The organism is Streptococcus sp. CM6 (genome assembly GCF_000526095.1).
Lineage (GTDB): Bacteria > Bacillota > Bacilli > Lactobacillales > Streptococcaceae > Streptococcus > Streptococcus oralis_BW.
This window is the reverse complement of record NZ_JATS01000009.1, coordinates 165,927-177,732: the sequence shown is the minus strand read 5'-3', so window position 1 is coordinate 177,732 and position 11,806 is coordinate 165,927. Positions and strand designations below refer to the sequence as shown.

Here is an 11,806-nt window from a genome sequence, read left to right as displayed (position 1 = left end):
AGCCATCTGCTCCATGCTCCACTTTCTATTATACCTACTTTTTTACCTTTGTCAAGATCTTTTTTCAGTGAAGTTGATTTTTTCTTTTCTTCACTAACTTAACAACTGCTTCTGTCCGTGCAGTGTGGGGAAACATATCAACTGACTGGATATACTGGAGATCATAGACTTTTACCAGTTTAACTAAATCTCGTGCCAAGGTCGAAACATTGCAGGATACATAGACCATTTTGTCTGGAACATAGGTCAGAATGGTATCCAACAGCTTATCATCTAAGCCTATACGAGGAGGATCGACTATCAAGGCATCTGCTCGGTAGTCATCACATTAGAACATAAAAAGAGAGGTCGAACCTCTCTAAATTTATTTTTCTTCACTCATTTTTGATTTTACTTCATCATAAGATAGTGCATGAGATTCCTCTTCTACTGTCTCAGGCATTTTTCCTGTTTCATAAAGAGATTTAATCTGTGTACTATCCAATGTTTCGTATTTCAATAACGCTTCTGCAATCAACTTATGAGTTTCACGATTTGATTGGATAATTTCAGCAGCTTTGTTTCGTGCCTCATTTAATAATGAACGAACTTCCTCATCAATCTCATAGGCTGTTTGTTCTGAAATTGATTTTTGAGGACTTTGTGCACCAAACATAGCATGGTTACCTTCGTATTGAACTGGGCCAAGTTTTTCACTCATACCGTATTCAGTGACCATTGCACGAGCCATCTGTGTAGCTTGTTCAAAGTCATTGGAAGCTCCTGTAGTTTGGACATTAAAGATAATCTCTTCAGCTACACGACCACCCATCAAACCTGCCAATTGCTCTTTCATGTCTTCTTTAGATAGAAGCATTTGATCCTCTTTCGGAAGTGCAATCATGTAACCACCTGCACGTCCACGTGGTACGATGGTCACTTTATGAACAACACGGGCATTCGATAAAACTAGACCAACAATGGTATGTCCAGCCTCATGATAAGCAACCAATTCACGTTCTCTTTGTGATACTGTTTTATCTTTCTTAGATGGTCCAGCAATCACTCTGTCCTCTGCCTCATCAATATCTGAAGCATCAATGATTGATTTGTTGCGACGAGCAGCAACTAATGCCGCTTCATTTAGAACATTTTCTAAGTCAGCTCCCACAAATCCTGGGGTTTGTTGGGCAACTAGTTTCAAATCAACATCGTCTGCCAGAGGTTTATTTTTAGCGTGAACTTTCAAGATTGCTTCACGACCTTTAACATCAGGGCGACCAACTAAGACTTTTCTATCAAAACGTCCTGGACGGAGAAGAGCTGGATCTAGAACATCTGAACGGTTCGTCGCAGCGATAACAATGATCCCTTCATTTCCCTCAAAACCATCCATCTCAATCAAGAGTTGGTTCAAGGTTTGTTCACGTTCATCATTACCTCCACCAAGACCGACACCACGTTGGCGACCAACGGCATCAATTTCATCGATAAAGATGATGGCTGGCGCGGCTTTTTTTGCATCCTCAAAAAGAGAACGAACGCGGCTTGCACCAACTCCGACAAACATTTCTACAAAGTCAGAACCTGAGATACTAAAGAATGGAACACCTGCTTCCCCAGCAACTGCCTTAGCAAGTAAGGTCTTACCTGTTCCCGGAGGTCCCTCCAAAAGAACACCTGCAGGAATACGCGCACCAAGTTTTGTAAATCGTTTTGGATCTTTTAGAAATTCAACAACTTCGACTAATTCTTGTTTTTCTTCCTCAGCACCTGCAACATCTGAGAATCGTACCTTGATATCTTCTTTGTTAGCAGCTTTAGCCTTGCTACGTCCAAAACTCATTGGATTTCTACTATTATTTCCTCCCATATTTCCCATCATAGAGAATAGGAAGAAGAAGAGAATAGCAAATGGCACAACAGACACAAGGATATTGATCCACATACCACTTGAACTCTCATGTTTGACTGTAACCTCAGCCTGATGTTCAGAAGCAAGTTTTTGCAATTCTGAAACTGTTGAATCAGACGGAAGAATAGTACTTGAGAATCTTTCTACTGTTGTAGCTGTAGGAGTAAAAAATTGAATTCCTGTTTCTTCTTTACTAGTCTTAGGATTTTTATAAACACCAGACACTTCAATGATGCTACCATTTGGCTGATAGGTTAATTCTTTTACATTGTCTGCTGTAATTTCTTTTACCAATTCTGTATAGTTAATTTTTTCGCTTCGTCCAGCAGTATTTCCAGAGTAAAAATACTGGAATCCTGTCACTAGGAAGAAGATAATTAACAAGTAGAGAAATGGATTTCTAACTAAACCATTATTTTGTTTTTTCATTAAAGATAGATCTTTCTAATTTGAATAAACTTCTTCTTTCAATACTCCGACATAAGGAAGGTTACGATAATTTTCTTTATAATCCAGACCATAACCTACCACAAACTCATTTGGAATAGTAAAACAAGTATAATCCGCTTCAATTTCAACAACACGTCCCTCTGGTTTGTCCAACAAAGTCGCGATTTTAACAGAAGCTGCTTCTCTTGCAATAAACATATCTCGCAAATTTTTCAAAGTTTGACCTGTATCGATGATATCCTCTACAAATAAAACATGTCTTCCTTTGATATCTTGAGTCACGTCTTGCTTGATATTGATGACACCACTACTTGCTGTTCCACCATGGTAACTAGATACCATCATGAAGTCCATCTCAATATGCGTATCAATATGTTTGACCAATTCAGCCATAAAAGGAATCGATCCTTTTAGAATTCCAATAAGAATTGGATTTTTCCCCTCATATTCTTTTGTTAATTGTGCACCTAGCTTTTTAGCTGCTTCTGTAATTTCATCATGTGAAACGAGGATTTTTTTAATATCGTGTTCTAACATCTTTTTACCTATCTATTTTTTCTATATAAATTACAGTGTTCATTATATCATTTTTCGTGTTTTTACTCAAATCACTGGTCGCAATTCCTAAAATTGAGACAATTTCTCCAAATTGCTCAATAATAGGGGTTGTTTTTCGTTTTTCAATAGGGATTTTCAAATCTATAAATAAGCGTCTCAGTTTCTTTCGATGCCCATTCAGGATAAGAACATCGCCAGGTTTTCGATACCTAATATGTACAGGTGTTTCTCGTGAAACCATTACTTTTTGAACAAAATCCCCTTCAATAGGGATGCCAAAGGAAAATAAATAGCCCATATATCGAACTTGATTTTGATAGTGTAACACAAGTTCATCTTCCTTTTCATCGGCCTGAGGACTGATTTTACAAACTCGAAAATTCTGATACTCTTTTATCAATTCATAGCCATTTTTAAGAGAATGACGATACTGGCTTTTCGTTGCTAAAATCTGTCGAACTTCGGCAAACTGAGCCTTTGTCAGATTTAAGTCTGGAAATTGATTAAGATAATTCTGGAGCAAGATTCCTTGAGTTTGTTGTGAGTATGAAAATAGCTCATTCAAATCTTCCACATCAATTTGTTTCGAAAGATCCGTTATTGTTACTTGGTAATCTGAAATTTCCCTTCCTAAATCTAAAAGAGCGGATTTAAGACGAGGGTTTTCTTTTTCAAGTTCTGGTAAATACCTATTTCGAATACGATTGCGAAAATAGGTATTTTCCTGATTTGTTTGATCTTCAAAATGAAAAATTGGTGGAAAATCCTTTTTATGAAAAGGTAACAAGGGACGGATGATTTCAATATCATCAACTACTTGACCTTCTTTTATTCCTGTTAAATGACGTAGCCGACTTCCTCGAATCAAGCGCATCAAAATCGTTTCAACTTGATCATCTGCATGGTGGGCAGTAACCAAGGCGGTCGCTCCAACCTCTTTCATGATTTTCCTAAAAAAATCATAACGAAACTCTCGAGCACGCGCTTCTGAAAAGTCTCCTGAAAAGCTTGTGATATAAATAGGAAGTCCAGCTTCATCAGCTAACTTCCTTAGTTCATTTTCCTCCCAGTCAGACTCCCTTCTCTGCTTGTGATTGACATGTGCTACAATCAGCTCAATTTCTAACTCATTTTGATAAGTAGACAATAGATGGAATAAAAACATTGAATCCAGTCCGCCAGACAAAGCTAACACGACTTTCGAATGTTTTTTGAAATACTCTTTTCGGAGAAAATGATTTAAAAAATCCTGTTCCCTCATTTTAAAACCTCATAGACATCCTTAGCTATCTTAGCAATAGTGTCATAATCAGAATTTTTAGTGAAAATAGAAAGAACGAAAGGAGAATCCGTATAAACAATGGCAGTGTCATGTTTATACTCGTCGGCATCTCCAATTTTATGAGCTACCTTAACCGAAACACCTTTTGCGATTCGTTGGTTGTCAAAATCGGTCTTACCTAGAGACTCTAGAACAAAACCATTCTGATTATAAATAGCTTCCATGACCTTTCCAGCCATTTTTGAAGAAGTCAATTTATCATTCACATCCCAATCTTCACCCATAATGGTGGACATTTTTTCTTTGAAAGCCCCGTCAGATTGATTGGTCACGTAATAACCTAAAATATTATGAGCAACATTATCAGACTCTTTTGTTACCTTGGTAATTAACTGTTGAAGACTGTATTCTTTGTTATCTTCTTTTTTAGGCAAGCTACCACTACCCTCTGGTTTATAGGACCCAGGGAAACTATTTACTTCTGGGACATACTTAAAGCTACTATCTAGCGTATACTTTCCTTGATTTATCTTATCTTGAGCATAATAAAGGTAGGCTAGTTTCAAGATGCTAGCTGCATAAAGTTTGCTGTCTTCATTCACACCAGCCTCTTTACCCGTACTCAGTTGTTTAACATAAATAGAATAATTTTCATTCTGATAGTTGTTTGATAAGATTTCTTGAACCTTTTGGATGCGATTGTCTTCTTCTGAGACGAACTCTTTTGATACCCACCCAACTTGATCAATATGAAGAAATTCTTGTCCCTCAGCAAAGAGGGTTCTGTCCACTGTTACGCGTTGATAGGGAGAGAGGGATGAAGAAATTTCTTTAGCATCATAAGGACTATTATAAATAACAACCCCCGGCTCCAACCATACCTGTCTAGTTTGAATTTCAACTTGACTTTGATCATAGACCAAACGCTTATCTGCAATAATAAACTGATGATTGTCTAATTTAAAAACAGGAATACCTTGTCTATTCAAACGCCATTCTATTATTTTAAAGGCGTTTTCAGGAGTCAATTTACCAGACTCCTTAACAAGATCCTCATTAGCATAGACGGCTGTTTCTCCATAAACCATTGGAGATTCAAGAGTTTCCTTATAGTAGAATCCATAATCAGACTCGGTTAGATAATAAATTTCTTGTGAAGAGTAAGGAAGCTGTTTTTCTGTGCTAACTGCTCTTGAAGTTATGATAAAAGCAGGTAGCAATAAAACTACTAAGAACTTACGCATTCTTCTCTTCCCTTTCTTCTTGTAATCGTAATAAATGGTTTTTAGCTGCCAATTCCTCTAATTTTTCATCTGATAAACTTAAAAATTGCTCAACAACCTCTAATAAATTTTCCATGACATTACCTCGGAAGCAAATCAGGAATTGTGTAAATTGCTTCTCGTTTCTTTGAGTAATAGTACTTTGCGCGTGCATATTTTGCTACATAGTCTTCATCTTTCAACTTTGTAGCAAAAGCGGATTCCTTATCCTTTTCATCACTAAGAGTTTGGTATTGTTCTTTCAACTCTGTCAATTGCTGACGGCGTTGCAGTAACTGATCATAGCTTTGGGCCAAGTTATAAGTTGGTAAAATAAACAACAAAATCATCAAAATAAGGACCCAACCCATAAAACGATTTCGTTTTTGTCTCTGCTTCATCAGGTAACGACGACGTTGATGTTCATTTTGAATAAAAGAATTATTCATCTGTACAATATTTTTAGACATTTTCTTCTACCCGTGTTTCACTGAGAATTTCATACATGCCTGCTGCATCTTCTTTTTTTGTACTATCTTTCATCTCTAGTACTTTAACAAGCAACAACTTATTTCCAAAGCGAATTTCAACTTGGTCATCAACTTTCAAATCCGTTGAACTTTTGGCCAAGATTCCATTCACCTTGATTCTACCTTTATCTGCTACTTCTTTTGCGACTGTGCGACGCTTAATAATTCGTGATACTTTTAAATACTTGTCTAATCTCATTTTTATTACCTCAAATTATTATTGTACCATTTTTATCCCTTTTATAGAAGAAAAATGTTAACTAAGATTTGTTTTCTTTGATTCTTTTATCTCTAATAAACTTTCTCCAAAAATCAGCAGACCTTCTAAAATTTCATAATCCTTCTTGTTTCGAACATCGAATACAACTTCCATTAAACCTCTATTCTCCGCTATGGCTGCTTTTAAGTTCGTTGCGGATAAGGCTTTAAAATAATCTTGAGCCAAGAACAGTCGTTGAGTGACTTTTTCAAATTGAACTGTAATCTTATTTTCTTTTCTTTCCACACGTTCTACAAAGACCTTGTCAAAATATGACTTGACCAAACCAATCTCTAAAAGATATGCTACTACATCTGGATATTCTCCAAAGCGATCCATCAATTCTTCTTGTAGTTCTTCATAGTTGGTACGATTGTCAATTTGACGAATTTTCTTGTAAATTTCAATCTTATGTCGTTGATCAGAAATATAAGTGTCAGGAAGATAAGCATCAATTTGTAAAATCAACTCAGCATTTCCTTTGATTCTTTTATTCCCATTACCGTTCCGTTTAGCAATAGCTTCTTCTAGTAACTGAGAATACAATTCAAAACCAACAGAATCAATGAAGCCCGATTGGGATTTTCCTAAGAGGTTTCCTGCTCCACGAATTGAAAGATCTCGCATCGCAATCTTAAATCCAGATCCCAATTCTGTAAATCCTTTGATTGCTTCTAATCTCTTTTCAGAGACTTCACTGATTGATTTTTCTGGACGATACATAAGATAGGCATAGGCAATGCGATTGCTCCGACCAACTCTTCCCCTTAATTGATACAAGGTTGACAAGCCCATATGGTCTGCATTTTCAATAAATAAGGTATTGGCGTTTGGAATGTCAACGCCTGTTTCAATTATGGTAGTTGTCACCAAAATATCATATTGGCCTTCAATAAAGTCCAATAGAGTGTTTTCTAACTGAATTTCACTCATTTGTCCATGAACAAACCCAATTGAAGCTTCTGGAATCAACTCCTGTAATTCTGAAACCTTCCGATCAATAGTGTCAACTTTGTTGTAAAGATAGTAAACTTGACCTCCACGCTCCATTTCACGCAAGACAGCATCGCGAATCACACTATCATTCTTTTCTAAAACATAAGTTTGCACTGGATAGCGATTAGTTGGAGGAGTTTCAATAACAGACAAATCTCGAATTCCTAGCATAGACATATGAAGGGTACGAGGGATTGGCGTTGCTGTCAAGGTTAGAACATCTACTTGTTTTTTCAGTTCTTTCAAAGTTTCCTTATGCTTAACACCGAATCGTTGTTCCTCATCAATAATCATCAAGCCCAAATCAGAAAATACAACATCTTTTGACAAAACACGATGCGTTCCAATCAAAATATCAACTTGACCATTCTTTAATTTTTCAAGTGTCTCTGCCTGCTCTTTTTTACTTCTAAAGCGACTCAACACATCAATATTAACAGCAAAATTTTGGAATCGTTCCTTAAAATTCGTATAGTGTTGTTGTGCTAAAACCGTCGTTGGAACTAGAACAACCACCTGTTTGTGATCATTGACTGCCTTAAAAGCAGCACGCATTGCTACTTCAGTCTTCCCAAAACCAACATCTCCAACCAAAAGTCGATCCATGGGGTGAGAATCCTGCATATCTCTCTTGATTTCCTCAATACTGCGAAGTTGATCATCCGTTTCAACATAAGGGAAAGCATCATCAAAAGCATGTTGTTCATCATCATCCGCTGAGAAAGCAAACCCCTTCAACTGACTACGCTCAGAATACAGTTTGATTAAATCGTCAGCTATATCCTCTACCTGGTTCTTAACTTTTTGCTTGGCCTTTTTGAAATGACCGTCATTTAATTTATTAAGTTTTGGTGCTTTACCATCACTTGAAACATATTTGGACAGTAACTGAATCTGCTCCACTGGGATGGAGATTTGGTCACCATTTTCATACTGTACACTGACATAATCACGGTGGATACCTTTGATTTCAATTGTTTCGATTCCTAGATATTGACCAATTCCATGGATATGGTGAACAACATAGTCTCCTTTTTCAAGTTCATTATAATCTTTTAATCGCTCTGCATTTGAAGCATGTTGTCTTCTAAACCGACGTTTTAATTTCTTTTGAAAAATCTCATGTTCAGTAATCAAGAGAATTTTTTCATCTACAAAATGAAAACCATGTCTTAGATTACCCTCAATCAAGTTTACAGATTCTTTACAGATACTTGACTTATCTCTGGAATCCAATTTGATCTGGTATTCCTCTAAAACATCCTCCAATGTTTTACTTCCCATTGAATTGCTAGACTGCAAAACAATGGTGTAGTCCATTTTTTTGTATCGCTCAATTTCTTCTTTAAGAAAAGAAAACTGATTGAAAAACTCCTGCATAGGGTATTGATTAAATTGATAAATATGGTCAAACTTAAGATTTCCTAAGCCCTTTTGCAGATTGGAGAAAAAGGTAACTGGACTTTGTTTTTTATAGGTTTGCTCTGTATCTGCAAAATACTGCATCCCAGAAAATGATTTATTATTCTGTAAATCTTCTGTAAAGTATTGTGCTAATTCTCTTTCAAAGGATTCATACTGATTCATCAATTTTTGATAGTCATCAAAGAATACTGGTGTATCTTTTTCAATATAATCAAATACAGTCCATGTTTTATCGTAACATAAGGACAAAAACTTTCGACTATCTGAATGTACTTGTTTTTGATGAAAACTTGACAAAATCTCTTCCAAATATGATTTTAAAATTGGTGATAGAGTCTTTGAAATTTGCTTTTCTAAAGCTGACTGTCCTCGTTGATAATCTTTTTCTCTCAAAAGTATGTCGCTAGCTGGAAAGATAGTGAGGTTTGTCTGATTTTCTTTCGATAATTGTGTTTCAACTTCAAATGACCTGATACCATCTACTTCATCACCAAAAAACTCAATTCGGAAAGGTTCTAACTGAGACATCTCAAAAATATCTAAAATATCTCCTCGAATACTAAACTCACCTTGGGTCTGTACTTGAGTAACTTTTCGATATCCAATTTCCTCTAACCGGTGAAGTAGCTCGTGTTGGTCATATTCTTCACCAACCGCAATCTTTATAATACTTTCTTTAAATCTAGTCGGAGAGGGTAAAATCAACCGACTCGCTGCGATATTACAAACTAAAATCCCTTTCTTAGACGGATCACTCAAAAAACGCAAGGCCTCAACCCGCGAAATGATTTTTTCTTGTGAAGACATCAAAAACTCTACCATAGGAGAGTCATCAACCAAAAATGGATAGACAAATTCCTCTCCTAAGAGAGAAAGAAGATCACTGATAATTCGTTCTGCTTCACCATAAGTCGAGGTCAGTAACACAACCTTATTTTCTTTTTTTAGACTGCTTGCAATTGCAAGAGCCTTGGTAGACGTTGATAAACCAAGTATTAGTTGTCTTTTCTTATCTATCAGATTTTGATGCCATTTTTTTATCTGATCATTTTCTGAGAATAAATCTAATAAAGTCACCATTTAACCATTATACCTCTGCATTGTTTTCTCAAAGTTTTTCTCTTGTAAATAGTAGTTTACAGCATCGTCAACCTTGTCAATAGACTGTAAAATACCCACATAGTCATCCTGATCAAACTTACTTAAAACATGATGAACAACTGACATGCCTTTTTTAGGTCTTCCAATACCTATTTTAACACGGTTAAATACCTGAGTACCTATATGTTGAATAATAGACTTGATACCATTATGACCACCAGCTGACCCCTTTGCTCTTAAACGAATTTTCCCAACTTCCATGTCAAGATCATCGTAAATAACGAGTAAATCTTCAATATCCAAACCATAGTAAGTCAATAAAGCATGAACCGCTTTTCCACTTTCATTCATAAATGTTGTTGGTTTGACGAGATAAATTTTTTCTCCATTGAAGAAAAAAGAAGCTAGGTCAGCTTGAAATATCTTGTCATGTGTAAAGGTGACATTTTGTTTTTTGGCCAATTGGTCAATCAACATAAATCCAACATTGTGCTTGGTTTCAAAATATTTATCCCCTGGATTTCCTAATCCAACAAGTAATTTAGTCATTTATTTTCCTTTCAAAAGCCAAAAGGGTTGGAATTTTTTTCCAACCTAATTGACACTATTTATTAAATGTTATTAAACGTTAAAGCGGAATTCCATAATATCGCCATCTTGAACGATATATTCTTTACCTTCTTCACGTAAGCGCCCAGCTTCTTTTACAGCCTTTTCAGATCCATATTTTACTAGATCCTCATATGACATGGTTACTGCACGAATAAACCCTTTTTCAAAGTCTGAGTGGATAATACCAGCTGCTTGAGGAGCTTTCATCCCTCGCTTAAAGGTCCAAGCACGGACTTCTTTTTCACCAGCTGTGAAGTAAGTTCCAAGCCCAAGCAAGTGATAAGCTGCACGAGTCAACTTGTCAACGCCTGATTCAGTCAAACCAAGTGCTTCAAGAAACTCTTGCTTATCCTCATCGTCTAACTCAGAAATTTCTTCCTCAGCACGCGCGGAAATAACTACTACTTCAGCATTCTCTGTCGCTGCGAATTCACGAATTTGCTTCACATATTCGATAGAATCTGGATCTGAAACTACATCCTCATCCACATTAGCAACATAAAGAACTGGTTTAGTGGTCAAAAGGAAGAGACCTTTGACAACTTTTTGTTCTTCATCTGTAAATTCGATGGTGCGAGCTGATTTTCCATCCTCAAGGACTGGTTTAATCTTTTGAAGAACATTAAATTCTGCTACTGATTCTTTATCTTTTTGCGTACGTGCCATCTTTTCTACACGCGCATAGCGTTTATTAACTGATTCTAAGTCAGCAAGAATCAATTCTAGGTTAATGGTATCAATATCTGCAAGTGGATCCACAAAGGCGTCTTCACGTCCTTGCTCGCGCATCACATTTTCATCATCAAAAGCACGAACTACGTGAACAATCGCGTCTACTTCACGGATATTGGCCAAGAATTTATTACCTAGACCTTCTCCTTTTGAAGCTCCTTTTACAATCCCTGCAATATCTGTAAACTCAAAGGTTGTTGGAACTGTCTTTTTAGGAGTAATCATTTCTGTTAGTTTTTGTAGGCGTTCATCTGGAACTTCCACCATCCCAACGTTTGGATCAATAGTCGCAAATGGGTAGTTTGCCGCCTCTGCTCCTGCTTTTGTAATTGCATTAAAAAGGGTTGATTTACCAACGTTTGGCAAACCAACGATACCTGCTGTTAAAGCCATAGTTTCTCATTCTCCGTTCTCATTTCAATCCCTAACATTATAACACAAAAAGGGAAAACTTGCTAACCCTCTAACTAAGGGTTCTTAGTCAATAATCTTATTCATTTTTCGTTCAAAATCATAGCGACTCATCATGACAAGGTGGTCACAATTGCTACATTTGATTTTGATATCTGCCCCTACACGAGTGATTTCCCAACGATTAGCTTTTTTTCCTGTTGATTTGATTATGCAAGCATGAGGCTTTTTCATCTCAACAAAATTTCCAACTTGATACATACTATTCTCCTTTTCTTTTTCGATTATATCATA

At 36.4% G+C, this 11,806-nt stretch carries 11 protein-coding genes and 1 pseudogene; all 12 read right to left on the bottom strand.

Annotation, left to right across the window (positions count from 1 at the left end; all coding sequences use genetic code 11):
- Positions 1-64 precede the first annotated feature (64 nt).
- Positions 65-325 (bottom strand): annotated as a pseudogene (locus HMPREF1516_RS03230) (23S rRNA (uracil(1939)-C(5))-methyltransferase RlmD); the annotation flags it as partial.
- 39 nt (positions 326-364) lie between these two features.
- On the bottom strand, positions 365-2,323 hold the full coding sequence (gene ftsH, locus HMPREF1516_RS03225) for an ATP-dependent zinc metalloprotease FtsH (RefSeq protein WP_033583696.1): 1,959 nt from the start codon (positions 2,321-2,323) through the stop codon (positions 365-367).
- A 15-nt stretch (positions 2,324-2,338) separates the two neighbouring features.
- A complete protein-coding gene (hpt, locus tag HMPREF1516_RS03220) occupies positions 2,339-2,881 on the bottom strand; it encodes a hypoxanthine phosphoribosyltransferase (RefSeq protein ID WP_000889402.1) in 543 nt (180 codons plus the stop codon).
- A 4-nt stretch (positions 2,882-2,885) separates the two neighbouring features.
- The gene (gene tilS, locus HMPREF1516_RS03215; RefSeq protein WP_033605781.1) at positions 2,886-4,163 is read right to left on the bottom strand and encodes a tRNA lysidine(34) synthetase TilS; all 1,278 of its coding nucleotides are present in this window, start codon (positions 4,161-4,163) and stop codon (positions 2,886-2,888) included.
- Entirely contained in the window at positions 4,160-5,428 is a 1,269-nt protein-coding gene (locus tag HMPREF1516_RS03210) for a serine hydrolase (RefSeq protein ID WP_033605780.1), read from the bottom strand. Before HMPREF1516_RS03210 ends, tilS begins: the two co-directional genes overlap by 4 nt.
- The gene (locus tag HMPREF1516_RS10170) at positions 5,421-5,543 is read right to left on the bottom strand and encodes an SP_0009 family protein (protein WP_000429343.1); all 123 of its coding nucleotides are present in this window, start codon (positions 5,541-5,543) and stop codon (positions 5,421-5,423) included. The genes HMPREF1516_RS03210 and HMPREF1516_RS10170 overlap by 8 nt, the downstream gene beginning before the upstream one ends.
- A gap of 4 nt (positions 5,544-5,547) precedes the next feature.
- Positions 5,548-5,916, bottom strand: coding sequence for a septum formation initiator family protein (locus HMPREF1516_RS03200; RefSeq protein ID WP_033605779.1), 369 nt, complete (start codon positions 5,914-5,916; stop codon positions 5,548-5,550).
- Entirely contained in the window at positions 5,909-6,175 is a 267-nt protein-coding gene (locus HMPREF1516_RS03195) for an RNA-binding S4 domain-containing protein (protein ID WP_001234975.1), read from the bottom strand. Before HMPREF1516_RS03195 ends, HMPREF1516_RS03200 begins: the two co-directional genes overlap by 8 nt.
- A 57-nt stretch (positions 6,176-6,232) precedes the next feature.
- Positions 6,233-9,736: a transcription-repair coupling factor gene (gene mfd / locus HMPREF1516_RS03190; protein WP_033605778.1), complete on the bottom strand. Its 3,504-nt coding sequence runs from the start codon at positions 9,734-9,736 to the stop codon at positions 6,233-6,235.
- Entirely contained in the window at positions 9,737-10,306 is a 570-nt protein-coding gene (gene pth, locus HMPREF1516_RS03185) for an aminoacyl-tRNA hydrolase (protein ID WP_000163921.1), read from the bottom strand.
- Between the two features lie 72 nt (positions 10,307-10,378).
- Entirely contained in the window at positions 10,379-11,494 is a 1,116-nt protein-coding gene (ychF, locus tag HMPREF1516_RS03180; RefSeq protein ID WP_001218702.1) for a redox-regulated ATPase YchF, read from the bottom strand.
- Between the two features lie 84 nt (positions 11,495-11,578).
- Complete coding sequence (locus HMPREF1516_RS03175; RefSeq protein WP_000285178.1) at positions 11,579-11,773, bottom strand: DUF951 domain-containing protein; 195 nt, start codon at positions 11,771-11,773, stop codon at positions 11,579-11,581.
- Positions 11,774-11,806: the final 33 nt, after the last annotated feature.